Origin of the sequence: Methylobacterium sp. 092160098-2 (genome assembly GCF_028920805.1) — a bacterium.
GTDB lineage: Bacteria > Pseudomonadota > Alphaproteobacteria > Rhizobiales > Beijerinckiaceae > Methylobacterium > Methylobacterium fujisawaense.
In genome coordinates this window covers 792,693-812,139 of sequence record NZ_JAQPZJ010000002.1, presented here as the reverse complement: position 1 = coordinate 812,139, position 19,447 = coordinate 792,693, and the positions used below count along the sequence as shown (strand labels likewise).

Below are 19,447 nucleotides of genomic sequence, written 5' to 3'. Positions count from 1 at the left end.
ACAGCCACCTCTCACACCTCCATTTCGGCGCCGACCTCCATCACCTGCAGGGCCGGCACGCACAGGTAGCTTGCCGTCCCCTCGGCGTTGCGCTGCATCAGCGCGAAGATCTCCTCGCGCCAACCCGCCATGCCGGGCTTCTTCTCCGAGGCGATGACGGTCTCATGACTGATGAAGTAGCTCACGTGGTCGCAATCGACGCCGGCGAGCCTGCCGTCCTCGACCGCGCTTCGGAGAGCGCGGGGCACGTGGATGGTGTCCGCGAAGCCGAACCGCAGCAGCACCCGAGTTACGTCCGGCGTGACCGGCACCAACTCGACTCGCTCCGTCTCGGAGGCGTGCGGCACGTCCAGGCTCTGGAGTGTCACCAAGAGCACTCGCTCGTGCAGCACTTGCAGGTGGCGCACGAAGTTCATAAGAGGCAATGGTATGCCGTCCTCGGCCGAGGTCAGGAACGCGCCGGTGCCCGGGATGCGCGACAGGTGCTTGGCCTCGACGCGGGCCAGGAACTCCTCCTCGGGCATGCGGATGTCGACCCGGGCCGCCTCCAGGAGCTGCGTGCCGCGCCGCTCCGAGCGTTGCGAAGGCCAGCAGCCAGTTCACGATGGGCACGTAGATCTGGCCGGCCTCGTGCGCGGAGGTGTGAACGATGCGCATGCGCGGGAACAGGCCGAGCTTGATCGCCTGCTCGGTCAGCGAGAACGCGCCCGAGATAATGGCCTGCGAGGCGATGACAGTCGCCAACGTCGCGAACAGGACGAGCGGGACATGCGCCCAAGCCGGGGCGAGTTGGAAGAACGGGTTGTCGATGGCGGCGGGGTCGGCCAGCAGCAGGCCACCCTGGCCGAGATAGTTCAGGACGAGGGCCGGCAGCACCACAGTGAAGCACGCGAGCCGGATCGGCAGGCGACCGAAATGGCCCATGTCGGCATACATCGCCTCGCCACCGGTGACGGCCGAGAGGACCGACACGGCCGGCGTAATCGCCCCGTCGCCGTAAAGCAGGGCGGCGCCGACGAGACCGACGATGAGGAGGACGGCACGCCAGGAGCGGGGCGGTGCATGCCGGGCGCACAGGAGTGCCAGCATGGCCATGACGCCGCCCTCGCCGTCTTTGCCCGCGCGCATCATGAGCACGGCATACTTGGCCGCCACGATGAGGACCAACGCCCACAGCATGAGGGAGACCGCGCCCATCACGGCGTCGGACCTCAGCTCCCCGCCCGCGGCAGCCGCCTTGGCAGCTTCCTTGAGGGCGTAGAGCGGGCTGGTGCCGATATCGCCGTAGACGATGCCGAGTGCGCCGAGCGCCATGGTCGCGGATGCGGCGCGCACCTTCGTGCGGGCTTGGCCCTGTACTATCGTCGCTTCCATGATGGCCCGACCTGAAGCGCGGCGGCTGCGGCGTTCCGGTGGTTACTGCGAACACGCCTCGACCGTTCCGCGTCGCGGGGGCGTGTTGACCCGGAGCCAGGTAAACAGCGCGCGAGTGGATGGGGGCTGCCGCACCCCTGCGGCCGCTCGGTAGGCATTAGGACCTGGCGGCGTCGTGAGGGGTGCGCCCTGGGAAACGGGATTTGCACGGTGAGGGTGCGCCGGAGGCGAACCGAACGACCCTGGGCGTGTTGGTCAGGCCCGAACCGCCTTGGAGACCGGCTTCCTATGTCCAAGAATCGACCGTCGCTCGAACGACTTGAGACCTACGACAAGAAGGGCGACCTGACCGTCATCACCGAGACGCCGAAGGGGAGCCGCAGCAAGTACGCCTACGACCCTGGGACCGGGACCTTCGAGCTGAAGTTCGTGCTGCCGGAGGGCATGAGCTTCCCGGTGGATTTCGGCTTCGTGCCCTCGAACCTGGGTGAGGATGGCGACCCGCTCGACGCCATCGTGCTCTTGGACGAGACGCTGTCGGCGGGCACGAAGGTGACCGCGCGCCTCGTTGGCGCCATCGAGGCCGAGGAGCGCGAGAAGGACGGCAAGTGGGAGCGCAACGACCGGCTTCTCGTCGTCCCCGTGAAGGGGCAGTCGTTCGAGAAGGTGCAGGACCTGCGCGACGTCGATCCGCACCTGCTCGACGAGATCGAGGGCTTCTTCGAGCGCTACAACAAGCTCCACGGCAAGGCGTTTCGCGTGAGGGCACGTGTCGATGCCAAAGCGGCGGCCAAACTCGTGAAGAAGGGCATCGAAGCGTACGAGGACGATTGAGGCGTGCCCGCACCTCGGCCCGCCGGTTTACTTCGGCCAGGTCGTAAAACGGGCGTTGCCGAGGCCGGTGTCGATGGTCAACACCCCCCACGTCGCCGCGGCCCGCAGGTGCCGGGCCTCGCTGAGCCCTTGCAGCACCGCGTCGTCATTGAAGATAACGCGCCCGAAATCGCGCTCGGCTCCGGCTGGCACCTTGGATGTGGAGGACGAACGCGGGCGCCGGTGACGCGCCTGGACTTCGTCATTGCCCCGTCGGCGGAAGCCGCATAGCGCCGGCATCGGCCGCGCGATCAGGCGTCCGGTGCCGGCAGCGGCATCCGCACGGAGACCCCGGAGCCCGTCCGGCGCGAAGGCGACGTCGACCTCCGCGCCCGTCTGAGTGGCCAGGACCTTGTTGAGCAGGCGGTGGCCGAAGCTCTTGCGCGTTGGGTGCGCGGCCGGGGGGCCGTCGTGCTCGGCCCAGTCCCAGCGCAGGGCATTGCCGGCAGGACCGTCCTCGACCCGCCAAGTGACCTGGAGCCGCCCGTTCGGGTCGGCGAGCGAACCGTGTCTGAGGGCGTTCGTGTTCAGCTCGTGCAGGGCCGTGCCGACCGGCACGGCGAGCTCGGACGGCAGCACCACGGCAGGCCCCTACAAGCTCAGGCGCCCGCGCTCGTCGTAGGGGTCGAGCTCCGCCCTCAGCAGCCCCTCGAACGAGGCGGCCTGGACAAAGTCCTTGGTGATCAGCGCGTGCGTCCGGGCGAGCGAGCCGATCCGGCCCGAGAAGGCGTGGGTGAACTCTTTGACCGAGAGCGACGAGCGTGCTGTCGCGTTCACCACCGCCTGGACTGTGGCGAGGGTGTTCTTCACGCGGTGGTGCAGCTCGCGCACCATCAGCGCCTGCCGGTCCTCGCCGCCGCGCCGCTCAGTTATGTCCCGCTGCGCGGAGACCCAGTGAGAGATGCATCCGTCCCCGTTGCGCACTGGCGTGATCAGCCACTCGACGACGTAGGCGGGCCCGTCCTTGCGGTAGTTCACCGCCTCGCCCTGGAACGGCTTCCCCGCGAACAGGGCAGCGCGCATGCGGTCAAGCACGGCCCGCTCGGTTTCAGGCCCCTGCAGGATGCGCGGCGTCAGGCCGAGGACCTCGTCGGCCTCGTATCCTGTCATGTGGGTGAAGGCCGGGTTCACGTACCCGATGCGCGGCCCCGGGTCGTCGAGAGCGGCGGAGGTGATGACGATGGCCTCGCCCGAGGCTTCGACGGCGGCCTGCAGGAGCCTGGGGTCCGGCTTCCTCGTGCTAGCGATGTCCTGGACCCCCACCGCCCCCTCCCGACCCGGCCCCGATCCAAGGAGCTGCGGGTAAAACCGTATCCGGCCCCTGAGGTTGCCGCCCTGCGTCGCCGACGCAGCGAACGCCCTGGGCGCGGCCCGCGGCGACCGGTCGGTCAGGCGTGGATGAGAGCCTCGAACCGGTGCCGGGGCGAGCCGCCCGGGCGGGAGGAGCTCCTCGGTTGTGCGTAAGTCGCTGTCGGTTGGAACGCGCAGAGGGCGTCGCCGTTGCCTGAAGCCGCGGCGCCCCGTGAGGGTTTCGTGTGCACCTTCGTGATATGCGTGCCGACTTCCGATGCAACTGCCCAGAGACGACACAAACCATCCCAAGGCTGGGGCCTTCCGGGCCTTCATCCGCGATGCGGGATTCCCGTGCGTCGGGGCTGACCTGACCGGCTGGCTTTGGGCCGGGCTGATTGAGAGGATCAGCCTGGATCAGAGGAGTTGGGAATGAAGCGAGGACAGAGGCCGAGCGCGGAGCAAGTCGTGCTGATGCTGCGCCAGATCGAGGTACAGACGGCGCAAGGCAAGAGCATCGCCGTCGCCTGCAAGGAGGCGGATGTCTCCGAGCAAAGCTACTACCGCTGGCGCAAGGAGTATGGAGGTCTGAAGGTCGACCAAGCTAAGAAGATGAAGGACCTGGAGCGCGAGAACACCCGGCTTCGTCGCCTAGTGGCCGATCTATCTTTAGAGAAGCAGGTGCTGGCGGACGTCGCCTCGGGAAACTTATTCTCTATTCGGGGTTCATCGGTCAACGCCCTTTCGTGCGCATCCTGGTTCGACGCGTGATCGGCCCTGTGGAGCTCTTGCTTCTCTCCGAGGTCGGCGAGCGCCGCCTCATGATGGGGTTAGAGGGAGTGGGCGGATCCATCTAAGCCGCGCGCCCGGCAGAACCGACGCTCGAGTTTCCTCGGTCTCACCCGCTCCCATCGTCCCCACAGGGACCTCCTCCACGCCGGAGGAGCTCGGTGTTACGTGATGCTGATCCGTAAGCTTCAGGCCGCCGTCGCGGCTTCGGTCGACCAGCGGAAATCCTTCTCGTCGCGCCACATCCGATGCAGCACGATCGCCAGCTTGCGGGCGACGGCCACGAGGGCCTTCTGCATGCCTCTGCGCTTGGCCACAGCCAGCCCCCAGACCTTCAGCGAGGACCATCGAACCCGAGGGCCAGTCAGCAGCACGAGCGCGGCCTCATACAGTGCGGCGCGCATCATCGTGTCGCCGCACTTCGAGACTCGGCCGACCCGCTTCGTCTCGCCGGACTGGTAGAGCCGCGGCGTCAGACCATAATGCGCCCCGACGCATTGCGATCGTCCGAAGCGGGCTGGGTTGTCGACGCAGGTACGGTAGGTCAACGCCACGACCGGCCCGACGCCGGGCGCGGTCATCAAGCGCCGGCAGACCGGGTCGGTGCGGACCTGGTCCAGCAGCATTTTGTGCAGCTTGGCCAGTTGGGTCCGCAGCGCCGAGCGCGCCTCCAGCAGCGGCAGGACCACGGCCGCGACGAAGGGCAGATCGAGCACGAGGTCGCGTACGCGCTGCTCGAAACCGGCAGCCCCCACGACACCGACTTTGAGGCCGAAGTTGCGCAGTTGGCCGCGCAGGTCGCTCTCGATGTCGTAAGCCTTGCGCTGAAGCAGCTTGCGCGAGGTCAGGAGCAGGCGGCGTTGCTGGCTGGCCGGCGTTTTGACGTGGACCGGCTTGAACAGGCCGACCCGCATCATCTGGGCTATGCCCATCGCGTCGTTGCGGTCGGTCTTGTTGATGCGGGCCGAGAGGGCCGCATGCATGTGGCGGGTCTCGACGCAGATCGCCGGCAGTCCGGCTTCGACCAGGCCGGCGTAGAGCCACGGTGAGAGCGGTCCCGCCTCCAGGCCGACACGCGCGTAGCTGTGGCCGAGGTCGATCAGGTGCCGGCCGATCACCTCGGGATGGCTCTCGACGGTGGCCCGGTGCACGACCTTACCATGGGGATCGACGATGCAGATTGCGGTCTCCTTCACGGAGACATCGAGGCCGACGTGGTGCTGCTCGCTCATGGTGGGGCTCCGGGATTGGATCGAAGCGCCATCATGCCGCCGCTTCCGCCGCGCGAGGCACCCCGAATACCCCATCTAGCCCCCGAGCGTCGCAGGCAGGCGGTGGACGGGATCCGGGAGAAGTACGGTCTCTCAGAACGTCACGCCTGCCGGATCGTCGGCCAGCATCGGGGTACGCAGCGCTACGTGCCCGCCGTGCCGGCCGACGAGGATGAGCTGACCCGCGCCATCGTCGCCTTGGCGTCCCAGTATGGGCGCTACGGCTACCGCCGCGTCACGGCTCTGCTGCAAGCAGACGGGTGGCAGGTGGGCAAGGATCGGGTTCAGCGCATCTGGCGTCGCGAGGGGCTGAAGGTCCCCAGCCGACATAGACCCTGTACCGCCCGCGGATTGTGAGACACCGATCTGAAGCCTACGCGGCCAAGGCCGCGGGTGGAAGCTGCGCGGTGCGAATGGCGGCTGGTGGTCGGAAGCCGTGCCGCTCGATCAGCCACGTCTCATTGTAGAGGTCGCGAAAGGCCAGCAAAGCGCGACGCAGGTCCTCGACCGTGTCGAAGTGCTTCACCCACAGCAGGTTCTCCTTGAGCGTGCGGATGAAGCGCTCGGCGCAGCCGTTTCCTTCCGGTGCGCGCACGAAGGCGGGCGAAGTTGCGATGCCCAGGAACGCCAGTTCCGCCTGGAAATCGTCCGACATGTACTGGCTGCCGTGGTCGTGCCGGACACTCAGGCCGGAGGCGATCTCGGCCGTAAAGCCGCCGAAGCGCTGCCGCACACCCTGGCGGATCGGCTCCAGCGCCTCGAACCGTGTGGCCCGACGCGCCGCATGGATGCCCACGCACTCGGCCGAGCAGTGGTCGACGGCCACGAACACCGCAACCTGGCCCTCAGCCGTCCAGGTGGTGGTCAGATCGGTGCCCCACATCGTGTCCACCCTCTCCGGGATGATGGTGCCGTCGTGATTGCGCGGGCCGCGCGGCGCGCCGACACGTGCGGGGGCGAGCAGATCATGGGCGCGCATCAGGCGCAGCACGCGGCGTTTGGAGGTGCGTACGCCCTTGAGGCGCAGCCGCGCCCAGACCTTGCGGTGACCCTCGCCGTGAAAGGGGCTGTCCGTGAGGATGGCGCGGATCTGCGTAAGCAGCGCCGCATCCGGCATCGGCCCGACCGGGCCGGGACGCCGCGACGGCACGGGCCGGGAAGGTGAGAGGTGCCGGTGGACGGTGGCGCGCGACACGCGCCAGATCCGACACACCCGGGCCAGTCCGTAAACTTTGCCGCTGGCAGGCGAGACGGCCCGGCTCATGGCCGCGACCGCCTGCGGGCCAAAGGGCCGGGGCCGCGCGCCTCCAGGGCGGCGATCTTGGCCTCCAGCAACTCGCGCTCGATCAGCATCTCACCGAGCTTGGCCTTCAGCCGCCCACTCTCCAGCGCGTCCGCATCAAGGGGCCGGGTCGCCAAGCTCGCTTCGCCCGCCATCAGGAAGGCGTCGCGCCAGCCCGACAAGGTCGCGGCGGTCACGCCCAGACTGCGTGAGACGCTCTCCAGGTCCTCGCCGCGCAGCAGCCGCAGCACCGCATCCCGCTTGCGCTGCCGGGACATGCGCCCGCCGCGACCAGGACCAACTGCACCTGCATCTGCCTTCGTATCCGTGCTCATCGTCCTCACCCCTGTCGCGGAGACCGTCCGCTAACGGGGTGTCTCAAGCAACCGGGAGGCGGAGGAACCCCGCAGCCGCCTGTGGCTGAACGACGGCTCGTGCGTGCGGCTGCGGCCGCTTCACCGCAACCATGTCTGGAGCTTCGACTTCGTGCAGGCCCAGACCCACGACGGGCGAAGTCTGCGCATCCTGACGCTGATCGACGAGCATAGCCGAGCGTGCCTGGTGTTGAAGGTGGCGCGGCGCATCAATAGCGTCGGCGTGATCGAGGCGCTGGCAGAGGCGATGTGCCTGCATGGCATTCCGGAGCACATCCGCTGCGACAATGGGCCGGAGATGATCTCGAAGGCGCTGCGCAAGTGGGTCGCCAAGACTGGCCCGCAGATCCAGTATATCGCCCCGGGCTCGCCGTGGGAGAACGGGTATTGCGAGAGCTTCGACGGCAAGCTGCGCGACGAGTGCCTACGCCAGGAGATCTTATACTCGCTGCAGGAGGCGCAGATCGTGATTGGCCTATGGCAGAACACCTACAACCGTGTCCGGCCGCATTCGTCGTTGGGCTACCGGCCGCCCGCGCCTGCCAGCTTCCCGGATCTGGCCTACCGGCTACCCATGGCCACTACCATGCAGTAGCCTCGCAACTGGCCCGGTCCAAAATACCGGTCAGGTCAGCGACCCAACACGGCCGCTCAGATCGATGTCAGACCTTCCCGAAAGCCGCCAATCGTCGGCTGTGCCGTAGCGTCAGCTCGTGGGCAGGAACCAGCCATTAAGAAGCCAGGGCGCTCACTATCCAAGCCGATCGATATTCGAAATCAGATCGGACTGGATGCCCGCTCTTTGACAGTGCCGATCAGGGAGTTTGTCTCCTGGTATCAATGACGAGAGGTAATGCTGTGTAGGAGCCGCTTTCGAACAGTGCAAAGACGCCGCATTGTGACCCGAACATACCCCAAGAGCCTGTCGACCCAGGTCACCAAGGCGACGAGCCGGATCGCCGAAGACATTCAGTCGATGCAGGGCATCGCCGGTGACGTAGTGGGCTCGCTAGGCGGCATCGCGCGCTCGATCACCTCGGTGCGCGAAGCAGTCTCGGGCGTTACGCTCGCCGTGGAACGGCAGGCTGCGGCCACGCGCGAGATCTCAGCGAGCATGCAGGTCGCCTCGCAAGGCGTGTCGAAGATCGATCAGAACCTGCATGCGCTGGTCGGCTGAGGTTTCTTAGCAACTGCCGGTAAGGCGCTGACTGCCCTGCTGAGCAGGAGCAGCCGAGAAGGTCCAGGCCGCTGCTAGCTTCGCGGTGAAGCTGTCCGTGCGCGGCTATGGGTGGAAGGTTCAAGCCGCCTCCCGGATGGTCTTAGCCGCGCAGTCGATCGCGGCGATAACCTCCTTGGGCGCGAGATGCTGGATCATGTGGCCCATGCCCGGCACGACCACGAGTTCACTAGCCGGCAATTCGCTGTGCAGGCGCTTCGACTGCCGATCAACATCGGCGATCTGATCGTCTCCGCCGACGATGATCACCACCGGGAGTGTCAAGTCGCGGTAGTGCTTCTTGAGCTCGACGGTCACCGGTGTCATCAGGGCGGCGTCCTCGGCAGAGGCGCGCAGCTGGATCGGGCGCAGCATCATGGCCTTCGGGAATTCCTGATCAAAGCGCTCCGTGACCTCGGCCGGCGCGAACATGGCCTTGATCATCGCGGGCTGGAGCACCCGGCCGAGTACGGGCGACACGGTGTGTCGCATCACGTCGCCAATGCCCGGGATCGCCACCGGGGACGAGAGCAGTACGTCGGCACGCACGGTCGGGTAATAATACCCGGACGCTAGGACGAGGCTGCGCACGAGCTGCGGGGCTTGAAGCGCGAGAGCGACAGCGACCAGCGAACCCCACGAGTGGCCGAGTACGACCGCCTGCGTGACGCCGAGCTGCTGCAGGGCTTTCTGGAACAGCGTTGCGTGCGCGCGCGGCGTCCAGAGGGCTCGCGGGCGTTCGCTGTAGCCGTAGCCGGGCCGGTCGATGATGATGACGCGATAGCGCGTGGCGAGATCGTCGACGATGCCGCTGACGAGGAAGTCCTGGATCATCATGCCATTGCCGTGGATCAGCACGAGAGCTGGCCCGCGTCCGCGCTCGACGTAGTGCAGGCGCACGCCGTCGACGGTCAGGAACTGGCCGATCGGCGGGGTCTCCTGCTCGGTAGCGCGCGTCTTCGCGGCCGTGTACAGCGCCGATGCGGCGAGCGCAGCGGCTGAACCGAGCGTGGTGGGAAGGAGCCATCTCTGACTGTTGGAGCGACGCGTCATGTGGGGCTCCTGTGAATGAGCAAGACGCGTCGTGATCAGCGGATCACTCTGGCGCGACAGAGCTTATGCGGGAGGATGTTCAAGCCGCGACATCGGCTCGGGTCGGTCCTGCCCATTCGGCTAGAGACCGCGTCCTGCCGCATCCGCGGCGGATGCTGCGGTGCAATAGGTCAAACGTCCGTCGCCTTCGAACGATCCGCTTCGGACGTGGAATGTCGGGCCAGGCAGCATCCATCGTGTGCGTCGCCTGGGCCTGGATGCGCGCGAGGGCGGCCGAGGCTTGAGCGACGAGCGCCCCGATGCGCGCGAGCGTCGCGTCATCGGGGAGGATAATCGCGCTCCAGTATGCCCCGAGCGCGGCGACCGGCTCCGGCGAGCCGATCGGGGTCATCACCAGGCTGCGGATGTCCTTGGTCCGGTACGGCGCGACCGGGACACGCGGATCGAGGTTGACGTCCGGCACGATCACGGTCTCGTCGTTCAGCATCGCCCAGCCAGAGACACAGGTCTCGAGCGGAAAGCGCTGGCCCTTCTAAAGGATCTCGATCGCGTCCTCGTCGACGTAGTGGCATCGTCCACCGTCGCGCAGGACGACCGCGATGCCGTCGCTGCCGGCGATCTCGCGCGCGGTCAGACGGAGGGCTGCGACGTCGTCGAGGCACGCGGCATCGGACAGGAGTGCGCCGGACCGCAATAGCCGTTGATCCTCGTGGCCTCGTGCGTCCGGCATCGTGCTCACCTAGGGCGCGCCGGCCCTGTAAGCCAACGTGGGCACGGTCCGCGAGCGCTTTTCGGGCGCGGTGTGCTTAATGCATCGCAGACGCCGATGGGCGAGATCATTGGAAAGCTACGCGATCAATCAAAGTGGGAAACACTCGCCGCATCCGCGAGGTTTGCTAAGCAACAGCGAAAGGAGATGCCGATGGCGCGATACTTCTTCGACATCGTTGATGGCGGTCTCACCCTCGACGACGAGGGTGTGGAGTTCGCCGATGTGAGGACGGCGAGCCGAGAGGCGCTCCAGTCTCTGCCTGATCTCGCCAAGAGCCACATCACCGATCACCAAATCGGAGAGGTGACCGTGACGGTGCGCGACGACCGCGGCATACCGGTCTACCGGGCGACGCTCACGATCGATACGGAGTGGCTTGTCGAAGCGCCGGTCGGGTGGAGCGCATTGCCGTCTATGACTTGAGCGGCACCGGAAGCTGCTCGTCGGACATCACCTTGCAAACGTGCTGCCGCCCGATCTCGGCACTGAAGGGCTTGCCGATGAATGTCGCCCCTTCGGGCAGATCGCCCGGTCCAGGCCTAACCTGACCGGAAGCGACGACGATGGCGATGTGCGGCCACCGCTCTGCCGTCTGGCGCGCGAGCTCGAAGCCGTCAGCGCCGCCAGGCATCTGAACGTCCGTGAACAGTAGTTGGACGGCCTCGTGATATGTTGCGAGCACGTCGAGCGCTTGTGCGACGCTCGAGGCTTCCAGCACGTGAAAGCCAGCCTCTTCAAGGATGCTGGCGGCGTCCATCAGGATCATAAGGTCGTCGTCGACGACGAGGGCGTGGGGCAGTGTGCCCAAAGAGGAGTGCGTCACACCTGTACAAATCGACGGTGGCGCGAGAAGTTGCGGGGTGCGACGCCGACTTCCCGTGGGTTGCTATCTCCGGCGCAGGCTTACTCAGGTTTCGTCGTACGCATCTGGCAGCTCAAAGAGCTCTTAAGAACACACGTAGGTTCAGGACCGCGGCCCAAGAGCGTGTTCTGGCGGGCTCTCGCGAGGGATGCTCGAATGCCGCATTTTTTCATCGACACCGACGACGGCCCCCTGTTTTGCCGGGACGAGGAATGCCCGCTCTACAGCGGGTTGTCTGCGGCCGAGGCTATCGCCGTCCGGTCCCTGCGGGAGATCGCGCGGGATGCCCGGGCTCCGCTCGGCGGCGAGATCCGCGCGCATGTGCGCGACGAGACCGGCGCGATCCGTGTGACGGCAATACTCTGGGAGACAGTCGAGCGTGCGGAGCGCTGGCGCATCTCGTAAGGCTGGCGGATCACGGAAGCGGCGCTTCGAGCGTGAAAACCACGCCCTCCGGGCGGTAGGCGATCTCGGCTTGACCGTCGAATTCGGCCGCGAGCGCGCGCTCGGTCAGGCGGCGGCTACGCCGATCTGCTCCTGCATCGAAGCGAGCGGTGCCTCGATCCGACAAACCAAGCCCGTCGGCGGGTAGGTCAGCGTTACCGCGCCACCGCTCTCGGCGGCGAAACTGCGCTCGATCAGGCGCGAGCCAAAGCCGCGTTGGACAGGCGGGCTGATGATCGGAGGCCCTGCTTGCTCGGACCAAGTCAGGCAGAACCGCGGCTCCTCCGCCTCGTGCACCACGTGCCAGCGTAGATCGATGGTCCCGCTCTCGTTCGAGAGCGCCCCGTACTTGGCGGCATTCGTTGCGAGCTCGTGCAGGGCTAGCGCCAGGGACAGGGCGGGCTTGGCCGCTAGCAGCACGTTTGGGCCGCTGATCCGGATGCGCGGAACGCTGTTCTGACGGTGGACGCAGAGCGCGCCCTCGATAACTTCGCCGATCGGCGCGGCCGTCCAACTGACCTGGGTCAGGATGTCGTGCGCCCGGCCGAGCGAGATCAGCCGCCCGGCGAAGGCCTCGCGCGCCTCGTCGAGATCGGTGGCACTGCGCAGCGTTTGGTTGGCGATCGCCTGGACCATCGCCAGCGTGTTCTTGATCCGATGCTGCAACTCACCGGTCAGCAGGCGCTGGTGCTCTTCGGCGCGTTTGACGTCGCTGATGTCGCGCGCGGTGCCGATGAAGCGCGTCGCACGTCCATCCGCGAAGAACGCCTGCCCCCTGGCGGCGATCCAGCGCTCCACGCCGTCGGTCAAGCCGATCGCGCGATAGGCGACATCGTAGGTCCCGTCGCCCGTGGGATCGAGAGCGGCTTTGACGGCCTGATCGACGAACGTGCGGTCGTCGGGATGCAGACGGGTCAGAAAGGTCTCGTAGGTGACCGGTGCCTCAGGCGGTAGGCCGAAGAGGGCGTGAACCCGCGCGTCCCAGACGAGGTCGTCGGCGACCAGATCATAGTCGAAGATGCCGAGATCGGTCGCGGCGACGGCCAAGTGCAGCTGGTCTTGAAGCTTGTGCAGGGCGGCCTCGTCGGCGCTCTGCTGGCTGCGATGCTCCTGCGCGGTGTGCCGGATCTCGAGCAGCGTCACCACCTGTCGGGCAAGGCTGGCGAGACAGGCCTGTTGTGCCTGGGATAGGCCGTCCGAGCGCGGCTCCAGATCGAGCACGCACAGCGAGCCCAAGACCACGCCCACAGCGCTCCGCAGGGGTACGGCGGCGTAGAAGCGGGTCGGCACGTCTCCGGCAGTGATCAGCTTCCGGGACACTTGCGGATCCTGCTGCAGATCGAGCACCATGAACACGCCGTCGTAATCGATGGGTCCGGCGCAGGCTGTGTCGTCCAGATGCAACCGGTCGGTCGCGCGGCTGTAGCAGGCGTGCAGATGCATCGCGCTATCCCGGGCCAAGCAGATGACCGCGTGCGTCGTCCCACAGAGTTCCGCAGCGAGACGCGCGACGTCCTCGAAGCTCTGCGTCGGGACGCCGTCAATGAGAGCGGGTGAGCCGGAGATCATCACATCGGGCCAAAGCGGCGGTGGAACTGGCGCGTGGTCGCTGTGCTCAGACGGCTTGACAGACCTGACCGTCGTTCGGAGTTCGGGCGTGCAGTGAAACCAGGGTGCCGCTCGCGTTGTAGACCGCGCCCAGCACGGTCTCGTAGTGCCGCTTGACCGCGCCGTGGCACTCGCATGATGCAGCCTCCACGGCCGGACGGCTCACGATGATGATGCGTCCACGACGGACCTGGATCAGGCCCTGCTGCTGCAGGGTACGAAGTGCGCGCGACAGGTAGGAGCGTTGCACACCCAAGAGCTCGGCCAGCACCTCGTGGGTGATCGGCAGGACGTCTGTGCCGAGCCGATCTTGAAGGCTCAAGAGCCAGCGGGCGCAGCGCGCCTCGATGGTGTGGCTGGCATTGCAGGCCACGGATTGCAGCACCTGCGCGAGCAGGCAGTCGGAGTAGCGCGTCAGGAGATTGCGCAGGCCCGGCGAGGTCTGCTTGATCTTCTGCAGCGTCGCGGCCTCGATGCGGAGCACGGATCCAGGGACCTGCACGACGGCGCGGCTGAAGGCTGGCAGCGAGCCTTGGCTGACCACGCCGCCAATCGCGCCCTCATGGCCGACCGCGGCGGTCTCGACCGCACGTCCGTCCTGCAACCCGATCACCAGGGCAGCCACGCACTGGCCGAGCGGGAACGAGATGTAGCTCACGTCCTCGCCGACTTCGAACAGCGCGTCGTTGCGTTGGTACGCCTTCAGCTCCAGGTGGGGCTTGATCAGCGCCTGATCGGGTACGCGCAGGGCGCTGAGGAGAAGGTTGCCGCTGAGCGGTGCATCGACGTCGGAGGGCATGAGGTCAGCGGCAGGTCGTTCTAGATCGATAGGACGCAACTTTCCTACCGCGACGCTTGGCGCTCTGTCTGGTCACAAGTGCCCAGACGACGGAAAGACTGGCGACTTTCATCGACTTGACCGATGTCGCTCAGGAAGACGGATAACCGATGCAACCTTTTGCGCCGGAACGCTTTCTCAGTTCGCACTCGTCTGTGTTCATCAACCCCCGCGTTGCGATGCCTCGCTATTTCATCGACTACGAGGACGGCTCGGAGAGCCTACGAGACGAGGAGGGCACGTGCTATCCGAATCTGCACGAGGCCCGAGATGCGGCGATCGCGGCACTCCCCGACATTGGTCGTGAGCCGCCGCCCTCGGACGGCCGACGTGCTTTCACGGCGTACATACGGGATGAGGTCGGGACGGTGCTTTGCACAGTGACGCTCAACCTCGCTGCGGAGTGTTATCCTGAGCGCCAAATCAGGAGCGCCTGAACATGCGCGCCAGAGCTATTGTCAGAACTGTCGCTTCTGTCGGGCCGGGGCGGTCGGGTGCGACAGAGCGGGCTGAGTAGGGCAGCCCGTCCTTGGGAGGCTCTGATAATAGGGCCAGTAGAGACGAAAGGGCTATCTCAGGCTGTCTGTCGTACCCTTTGATGGGTCTTCAGGATCCGCAGGATCCGCGGCCGGCTTGGCCCCGAAGATGATCGGGTTGATGCGATACTCTTCGCGCTCACGGTCTCTGGTTGTGCCCTCGCGTTCTGGTTTCCAGAACAGAAGGCCAGCGTCGACGAGGATCTCGCAGGCGGCTTTGCGGTTGCGCGTGTCGGCGAGCCGGCCGCTGGCAACCCGTTGGAGCTGCCGGCCGGTGAAGCAATCGCGCCAATCGCGCTCGCGCAGGATTGCCAGGACAGCCTTGGCATCGGCCTCACCGTCGCCGATGGCCGCCGTCTGGCGCACGCGTTTGGCTTGCTCCAGGAAGTAGATCTCCATCAGGTCGATGGCGTCCTGCATCCGGTCGACCTCGATCGAGGTCGGCACGTCCGCGTCGGCTTCGGCGCTCCATCTCAGGAAGGCCAGGACGGCGCTGAGGCGCAGCGCCTGGCCTGGCGCTTTGTTGAGCGTCGAGGCGTACCACGCGCTCTTACCGCGACCGTCATCCAGCATTTTCTGACCGAAGGGCTGTAAGAGATCGATCGCTTCGGCTGTCACGGGTAGACCGCAGCAGTCGCGTCGAGCAGGGCCTTGAACCGGTCGTGCTCGAGCTCGATCGAGCAGCGCGCCTCATGGCGTCCGGTTACGTCCGTGATGATGCCGAGCGCGTGGCTCGGCCGACCGTCGGCATCGATGATGACCTCGGCCCGGCTATGGATCCAGCGCTGGGTCCGGTCGGGGCGGATGATGCGGAACTCGCGCTCCGCCGTCAGGCCCGAGGACGGGAACGACCGACACGTCCCACCACTTGGGCGTCCCCTTCATGGTGGGGCAGTGGGCGACGAGGCGGCCGGCGCGCCCCCCTGCGGCGGCCGTCACGACGCGGGCGATCTCGGGGCGCATATCCTCCGGCCAGAACTCCACTGATGCAGTCGGGGCTGCTCTCGACGACGCTGCGCGCGAACGCCTCGCTCTCGCGCAGGCGCAGTTCGGCGCGAGCCCGTTCGACCGCGCTCCACAGGCGCTCGCAGGCGTCTTCGACGAGTTGCACGACATCGCCGGTCCAGGCGCGCGGCTCTGGCTCGTGGATGAACAAGATCGCCCTCAGGCGTCCGTCCTTGACGAGCGGCACGGCCAGGAGGCTGCGGGTGCCATTAGCCCCGTAGACTGTCAGGACTTCGGCCGTCGCGGTTCGAGGATCCTCCTGCACGTCAGCGAGGGCGACGGCCTTGCCCTGCTTCAGTCCAGCGACGATCGCCGGCCCGAAATCGGCCATGGGCCAAATCTCGACGGCGGACGGGATGCGGCCGTCGTTCCAGTGACGGCGTACGGTGGCGCATGCCGGGTCGTCGTCGACCTCACCGTAGCCGACCTGAGCGACCCCGAGCATCTCGCCGATGACCTGGATCGCGCGATCCATCATCGCTCCCGGGTCGGCAAGGTCGCGCAGCGCCTCATTCAAGGCGAGCAGGAAGTCCTGACGGCGCGCGGCGGCCTTGTCCGCGTCGATATCCTTGACGCTGGACAGGAAGTGAACCGGCCGGCCCGCCTCGTCGCGCACGAGCCCGACCGTGAGATGGGCCCAGAGCGCCGCGCCGTCCTTGCGGATGTAGCGCTTCTCCATGCGGTAGTGCGGGATCCGTCCCCGCAGCAAGGCCCGGACCCGGGCCTCGTCGGCCTCGACGTCGTCCGGGTGCGTGATCTCCTGGAACGTCTTGCCGATGAGATCCTCACGGGCATAGCCCAGGATCTCACAGAGTCTATCGTTAGCCCCAGTGATGCGGCAGTCTAGGGACACGTCGGCGATGCCGATCGGCGCGCGCTCGAACAGCGTCCGGAAGCGGGCCTCGCTGGCGCGCAGCGCCGCCTCAGCTTCCTTGCGGCGGGTGATGTCGGTGTGCGTACCGACGGCGCGGTTTGGGCGTCCACCAGCGTCCCGTCTCATGACCTTCCCGCGGGTCAGGATCCAGACCCACCGCCCGTCTTTGTGCCACAGGCGGTGCTCGGCTTCGTAGGTGTCGGATCCTCCGGTGCGGTGTCGCTCCAGCGCGTCGAGCACGCCCTGCTTGTCCTCGGGATGCACGAGCGTCTCCCAGGCCGAGAACAGCTGGGGCAGCTCGCCGGGCCGGTAGCCGATCATGGTCTGCCAGCGCTCGCTATACCAGACCTCGCCGGTAACCATGTTCCAGTCCCAGAGACCGTCGTTGGCTCCATCGAGAGCGAAGGCGTAGCGCTCGCGCTCACCCTTGAGGAGCGCCTCGCGCGCCCGCAGGCCGATGGAGGCGGCGGCGAGAGCCTCCCCGACCCGGTGCAACTCGCGGAACGGCGTGGTTTGCCACTGCACGGGGTCGCCGCGTCCGAGCGATGCGGCCGTCTCGGCCAACTCCACGTCGTGAGGAAATGTCCGCAGCTAATGTGTGTCCCGATACAGCACCGAAATTAATATTCTGGTGCCGTGTTCAGACAAGAATCGGTCGATCAGTTCTATCGATGAATGGAAACAGCGCATGATATGGCCGTTTGGCGCGATACCAGCTCGGCGTCCAAGCGTGGGAAAAGCGCACGATACGGCCACGGCAGGGACCGGATGGCTGAGTGCAAGCCCGAACGCCAGCTCGGATGGCGTTGCCATGCCTCAGTGAGCGCCTGGGTGAGCCCGTGCTCGCGACCGGCCATGTCGAGGGCTTCGATCAGGTCGGCGGCGCGGCCAGGGTCGCGCTCGGCCAAGCCGCGCCCGACCGGTCCAACGCCCTGTGCGATCAGAGCGTGGACGGCGCGGCGCTCCGCAGCGGGAACGCTGACGGGGATCCCGGGTCCGTGCAGGAGGATGGCCTGACCCGGTCGATCGATCAGCAAGCCGATTGGGTCGCCGTTCTCCCGAGTGTCGCCATCCGCCACAAGGACATCGACGCGGGCCCGGCTCGCGGTCTCGAAGCGCCTCGCCGCCGGGACATTCGGATCCTCGGCCATTGCGGAGAAGCTCGGATCGACGGTGCGAAGCCCATCGAGCAGATGCGCGATCTTGGCCGGGTCTCGAAGGGCGACCGTGACCTCCGGGCGCATTCCATCCGCGCTGCCGCTCGCCCTCCTGGGCAGGCGCACGCCGAGGACGCCGTCGTAGGTCTGATCGGCAGCCTCGCCCAAGAGGACGGCGTGGTCGGGAAACAGGCCGGCTCTGGCCAGGGCCTCGACGATGCGCCCCGTGAGCGGGTCCGGTCGCGGCAGGCCAGCTCCGACCAGTGCCCTGACGGTCGTGGCGCGCTCCGCGCGCGTGGCCTTGATCGCGTGAAACCGGGCGATCCGAGCCGCGATCCCCGGGTCGCTGGCCTTCCCAACATAGTGGCAATACCGCTGCGGGCGGTCGGCGGAGCCGGCCGGCGAGCGATAGCCGTGGTAGTACGCGTAGCCCTCGGAGGCGGCTGTCCCAGGACGGCCGGGGCGGATCGTGACGCTGCCGTTCTCCGGAAATTCCGGATCGAACAGGCCCGCAGCTCCCAGTTCGAGGAGATCGGCGTAGAGCGTGTGCTGGGCGAGTGAGAGCGGTCGGACCATCGCGAGCTATGATGTATGCAAAATTGTGAAATGCATACACTCCGGGGTGTATGCGGTCGTTCCGGCTTCGACCTATCGTCAGAATTGTCGCTTTCGTCGGCGGTTTTCGATCACCCGCGAGGTCGTGGACTGACCGTGCAGGTCGGCGAGCGCATCGATGCTCGCCAGGAAGTCCGCGCGTTTCACGCCGAGGTAGAGGATGCCGATCACGCCGCCCGTCACGTCGCGGATCGGCTCGTAACGCGCGAGGTAGGGCGTGCCGAGGACGTCGACCGCGCCCTGGTACGACACGCCCTGGCGAAGCACGGCGTCGTAGGCCGGCCCCGGTTTGAGCTTCGTGCCGACTGCGCGCGAGCCATAGGGTTTCGTCACATTCGTGGCGACGCGGGCATCGCCGAGGAAGACGGTCGCGCTTCCGCCGATGATTGTGCGGACCCGATCGACGGCGGCATCGGCGCTGTCGATCGCGTGGGTCCCGACGTACAAGCGCTCACCTTGAACGCTGAAGGTCGCGCTTCCACCTTCGTCGGCGAGGCTCTGCTGGAGCAGGCGCAGGTTGCTCGCGAGGTTGTTGTTGGCTCGTAATTCGAGCACGACCCGCATCTGCACGAGCAGCAGGCCGGCGAGGATCGTCGTCGCGAGGACGAGCAGCACCGTGCTGAGCAGGCTGACGCGCGGGCAACGACAGCGCCGGAATGCGTAGCGTGCGTGCCGGCGCGTCAGAATGATCGAAGAGCATGGCACCAATCCCTAGAGCGGGCGCGTACACTGCGCGCCCATGGCGTTCGGACAAACGCCGAAATTTGATTGCCCACTAAGCTTTCAAGGATGTGCCTTCATTAAAGACAGGCCCGAAAGCTATGGGGGCACCCAAGGCTCTTGGTCGAGGTGCGAAAATATTAATCTAGACTACTTCGATCGTCGGTTGTTTTGGTGTGGCGTCGCGACCGTGTGAACACGAACCTTGCGCGATACTGCCCGCTGTCAGCCCCGTCGCACCTTGTCCACGCGGCGGGCTGCGCAGCGGCGACGCGGGTGATTGACACCGCCAGAGCGCGGCGGCACTCCGCGTGCGCATGTTCCAGTCCATCCTTAATGCCCGAAGCGACGTCTGAGGTCATCCGCGTGCCTCACACCTTCTTCGCTGGCGGCGGACAATGTGGTGATTTCGTCCGGTCGTACGACTGGGCGACGACCACGACTGGTCCAGCCGAGACTTGGCCTCAGAGCCTGAGAACCACGGTCGGTCTCGT

At 66.7% G+C, this 19,447-nt stretch carries 19 protein-coding genes and 7 pseudogenes; 8 read left to right on the top strand and 18 right to left on the bottom strand.

Annotated features, from left to right (window positions below):
• Positions 1-11: 11 nt before the first annotated feature.
• Positions 12-1,314: pseudogene (locus PQI07_RS29385) on the bottom strand (KUP/HAK/KT family potassium transporter).
• Positions 1,315-1,662: 348 nt separating this feature from the next.
• Between PQI07_RS29385 and PQI07_RS29380 the strand changes: the two are divergent.
• Positions 1,663-2,208 (top strand): inorganic diphosphatase, encoded by a 546-nt coding sequence (locus PQI07_RS29380; protein WP_274928436.1) that lies wholly within the window; start codon positions 1,663-1,665, stop codon positions 2,206-2,208.
• Between the two features lie 27 nt (positions 2,209-2,235).
• On the opposite strand, the gene PQI07_RS29375 is transcribed toward PQI07_RS29380, so the two are convergent.
• Together PQI07_RS29375 and PQI07_RS29370 are read right to left on the bottom strand one after the other, a co-directional pair.
• The gene (locus tag PQI07_RS29375; protein ID WP_274928435.1) at positions 2,236-2,829 is read right to left on the bottom strand and encodes a sensor histidine kinase; all 594 of its coding nucleotides are present in this window, start codon (positions 2,827-2,829) and stop codon (positions 2,236-2,238) included.
• Positions 2,830-2,838: 9 nt separating this feature from the next.
• The gene (locus tag PQI07_RS29370; RefSeq protein ID WP_274928434.1) at positions 2,839-3,510 is read right to left on the bottom strand and encodes an HWE histidine kinase domain-containing protein; all 672 of its coding nucleotides are present in this window, start codon (positions 3,508-3,510) and stop codon (positions 2,839-2,841) included.
• A 459-nt stretch (positions 3,511-3,969) separates the two neighbouring features.
• Here PQI07_RS29370 and PQI07_RS29365 point away from each other — a divergent pair.
• Positions 3,970-4,248: pseudogene (locus PQI07_RS29365) on the top strand (transposase); the annotation flags it as partial.
• 266 nt (positions 4,249-4,514) lie between these two features.
• On the opposite strand, the gene PQI07_RS29360 reads toward PQI07_RS29365, so the two are convergent.
• Positions 4,515-5,558 carry an IS110 family RNA-guided transposase gene (locus PQI07_RS29360; protein WP_274926645.1) on the bottom strand — a complete coding sequence of 348 codons (1,044 nt, stop codon included), beginning with the start codon at positions 5,556-5,558 and terminating at the stop codon, positions 4,515-4,517.
• Positions 5,559-5,633: 75 nt separating this feature from the next.
• Here PQI07_RS29360 and PQI07_RS29355 point away from each other — a divergent pair.
• Positions 5,634-5,933 (top strand): annotated as a pseudogene (locus tag PQI07_RS29355) (IS3 family transposase); the annotation flags it as partial.
• Positions 5,934-5,970: 37 nt separating this feature from the next.
• On the opposite strand, the gene PQI07_RS29350 reads toward PQI07_RS29355, so the two are convergent.
• A protein-coding gene (locus tag PQI07_RS29350) for an IS3 family transposase (RefSeq protein ID WP_274928424.1) occupies positions 5,971-7,214 on the bottom strand; the annotation gives its coding sequence in 2 pieces (ribosomal slippage) (positions 5,971-6,890 and positions 6,890-7,214; 1,245 coding nt in all).
• Positions 7,215-7,281: 67 nt separating this feature from the next.
• Here PQI07_RS29350 and PQI07_RS29345 point away from each other — a divergent pair.
• Positions 7,282-7,848, top strand: a pseudogene (locus tag PQI07_RS29345) (integrase core domain-containing protein); the annotation flags it as partial.
• Positions 7,849-8,151: 303 nt separating this feature from the next.
• Positions 8,152-8,430, top strand: coding sequence for a hypothetical protein (locus PQI07_RS29340; protein WP_274928433.1), 279 nt, complete (start codon positions 8,152-8,154; stop codon positions 8,428-8,430).
• Positions 8,431-8,550: 120 nt separating this feature from the next.
• Here PQI07_RS29340 and PQI07_RS29335 read toward each other — a convergent pair whose 3' ends face one another.
• The 3 genes from PQI07_RS29335 to PQI07_RS37785 all read right to left on the bottom strand — a co-directional run bounded on the left by PQI07_RS29335 (position 8,551) and on the right by PQI07_RS37785 (position 10,252).
• A complete protein-coding gene (locus tag PQI07_RS29335; protein WP_274928432.1) occupies positions 8,551-9,522 on the bottom strand; it encodes an alpha/beta fold hydrolase in 972 nt (323 codons plus the stop codon).
• A gap of 79 nt (positions 9,523-9,601) precedes the next feature.
• Positions 9,602-10,009, bottom strand: coding sequence for a hypothetical protein (locus tag PQI07_RS37790; RefSeq protein ID WP_342462666.1), 408 nt, complete (start codon positions 10,007-10,009; stop codon positions 9,602-9,604).
• 45 nt (positions 10,010-10,054) lie between these two features.
• Positions 10,055-10,252, bottom strand: coding sequence for a ubiquitin family protein (locus PQI07_RS37785; RefSeq protein ID WP_342462665.1), 198 nt, complete (start codon positions 10,250-10,252; stop codon positions 10,055-10,057).
• 96 nt (positions 10,253-10,348) lie between these two features.
• Between PQI07_RS37785 and PQI07_RS29325 the strand changes: the two genes are divergently transcribed.
• On the top strand, positions 10,349-10,717 hold the full coding sequence (locus tag PQI07_RS29325) for a DUF6894 family protein (RefSeq protein ID WP_274928431.1): 369 nt from the start codon (positions 10,349-10,351) through the stop codon (positions 10,715-10,717).
• Here PQI07_RS29325 and PQI07_RS29320 read toward each other — a convergent pair.
• Positions 10,707-11,117 carry a response regulator gene (locus PQI07_RS29320; RefSeq protein ID WP_342462664.1) on the bottom strand — a complete coding sequence of 137 codons (411 nt, stop codon included), beginning with the start codon at positions 11,115-11,117 and terminating at the stop codon, positions 10,707-10,709. The genes PQI07_RS29325 and PQI07_RS29320 overlap by 11 nt on opposite strands.
• Positions 11,118-11,312: 195 nt before the next feature.
• Between PQI07_RS29320 and PQI07_RS29315 the strand changes: the two genes are divergently transcribed.
• On the top strand, positions 11,313-11,561 hold the full coding sequence (locus tag PQI07_RS29315) for a DUF6894 family protein (RefSeq protein ID WP_274928430.1): 249 nt from the start codon (positions 11,313-11,315) through the stop codon (positions 11,559-11,561).
• 105 nt (positions 11,562-11,666) lie between these two features.
• Here PQI07_RS29315 and PQI07_RS29310 read toward each other — a convergent pair.
• The 3 genes and pseudogenes from PQI07_RS29310 to PQI07_RS29305 all read right to left on the bottom strand — a co-directional run.
• A pseudogene (locus tag PQI07_RS29310) lies at positions 11,667-12,698 on the bottom strand (sensor histidine kinase); the annotation flags it as partial.
• Positions 12,699-12,752: 54 nt separating this feature from the next.
• Positions 12,753-13,169: pseudogene (locus tag PQI07_RS37960) on the bottom strand (GAF domain-containing protein); the annotation flags it as partial.
• A gap of 46 nt (positions 13,170-13,215) precedes the next feature.
• The gene (locus tag PQI07_RS29305; RefSeq protein WP_274928429.1) at positions 13,216-14,007 is read right to left on the bottom strand and encodes a Crp/Fnr family transcriptional regulator; all 792 of its coding nucleotides are present in this window, start codon (positions 14,005-14,007) and stop codon (positions 13,216-13,218) included.
• 149 nt (positions 14,008-14,156) lie between these two features.
• Here PQI07_RS29305 and PQI07_RS37955 point away from each other — a divergent pair, with 149 nt between their 5' ends.
• Positions 14,157-14,483, top strand: a complete 327-nt coding sequence (locus tag PQI07_RS37955; protein WP_446720992.1) for a DUF6894 family protein — start codon at positions 14,157-14,159, stop codon at positions 14,481-14,483.
• Between the two features lie 132 nt (positions 14,484-14,615).
• Here PQI07_RS37955 and PQI07_RS29300 read toward each other — a convergent pair whose 3' ends face one another.
• From PQI07_RS29300 to PQI07_RS29280, 6 genes and pseudogenes are all read right to left on the bottom strand, one after another.
• Entirely contained in the window at positions 14,616-15,200 is a 585-nt protein-coding gene (locus tag PQI07_RS29300; RefSeq protein WP_274928428.1) for a DUF3987 domain-containing protein, read from the bottom strand.
• Positions 15,197-15,415 carry a PAS domain-containing protein gene (locus PQI07_RS29295; RefSeq protein ID WP_274928923.1) on the bottom strand — a complete coding sequence of 73 codons (219 nt, stop codon included), beginning with the start codon at positions 15,413-15,415 and terminating at the stop codon, positions 15,197-15,199. Before PQI07_RS29295 ends, PQI07_RS29300 begins: the two co-directional genes overlap by 4 nt.
• Positions 15,354-15,698, bottom strand: a complete 345-nt coding sequence (locus PQI07_RS37950; RefSeq protein ID WP_446721001.1) for a PAS domain-containing protein — start codon at positions 15,696-15,698, stop codon at positions 15,354-15,356. The genes PQI07_RS29295 and PQI07_RS37950 overlap by 62 nt, the downstream gene beginning before the upstream one ends.
• Positions 15,658-16,824 (bottom strand): annotated as a pseudogene (locus PQI07_RS29290) (PAS domain S-box protein); the annotation flags it as partial. The gene PQI07_RS37950 and the pseudogene PQI07_RS29290, both read right to left, overlap by 41 nt.
• A 302-nt stretch (positions 16,825-17,126) precedes the next feature.
• A complete protein-coding gene (locus PQI07_RS29285) occupies positions 17,127-18,194 on the bottom strand; it encodes a GSU2403 family nucleotidyltransferase fold protein (protein ID WP_274928426.1) in 1,068 nt (355 codons plus the stop codon).
• Positions 18,195-18,272: 78 nt separating this feature from the next.
• Positions 18,273-18,848, bottom strand: a complete 576-nt coding sequence (locus tag PQI07_RS29280; protein ID WP_274928425.1) for a cache domain-containing protein — start codon at positions 18,846-18,848, stop codon at positions 18,273-18,275.
• Between the last annotated feature and the right edge of the window lie 599 nt (positions 18,849-19,447).

What these genes read in the sequence shown, in the direction of transcription:
- PQI07_RS29335 (WP_274928432.1), bottom strand. Translation starts at nt 9,522, where the DNA reads ATGACGCGTCGCTCCAACAGTCAGAGATGGCTCCTTCCCACCACGCTC.
- PQI07_RS29325 (WP_274928431.1), top strand. Translation starts at nt 10,349, where the DNA reads ATGGGCGAGATCATTGGAAAGCTACGCGATCAATCAAAGTGGGAAACA.
- PQI07_RS37950 (WP_446721001.1), bottom strand. Translation starts at nt 15,698, where the DNA reads ATGTCGTGCAACTCGTCGAAGACGCCTGCGAGCGCCTGTGGAGCGCGG.
- PQI07_RS37790 (WP_342462666.1), bottom strand. Translation starts at nt 10,009, where the DNA reads ATGCTGAACGACGAGACCGTGATCGTGCCGGACGTCAACCTCGATCCG.
- PQI07_RS29285 (WP_274928426.1), bottom strand. Translation starts at nt 18,194, where the DNA reads ATGGTCCGACCGCTCTCACTCGCCCAGCACACGCTCTACGCCGATCTC.
- PQI07_RS29315 (WP_274928430.1), top strand. Translation starts at nt 11,313, where the DNA reads ATGCCGCATTTTTTCATCGACACCGACGACGGCCCCCTGTTTTGCCGG.
- PQI07_RS29305 (WP_274928429.1), bottom strand. Translation starts at nt 14,007, where the DNA reads ATGCCCTCCGACGTCGATGCACCGCTCAGCGGCAACCTTCTCCTCAGC.
- PQI07_RS37785 (WP_342462665.1), bottom strand. Translation starts at nt 10,252, where the DNA reads ATGCCGGACGCACGAGGCCACGAGGATCAACGGCTATTGCGGTCCGGC.
- PQI07_RS37955 (WP_446720992.1), top strand. Translation starts at nt 14,157, where the DNA reads ATGCAACCTTTTGCGCCGGAACGCTTTCTCAGTTCGCACTCGTCTGTG.
- PQI07_RS29360 (WP_274926645.1), bottom strand. Translation starts at nt 5,558, where the DNA reads ATGAGCGAGCAGCACCACGTCGGCCTCGATGTCTCCGTGAAGGAGACC.
- PQI07_RS29380 (WP_274928436.1), top strand. Translation starts at nt 1,663, where the DNA reads ATGTCCAAGAATCGACCGTCGCTCGAACGACTTGAGACCTACGACAAG.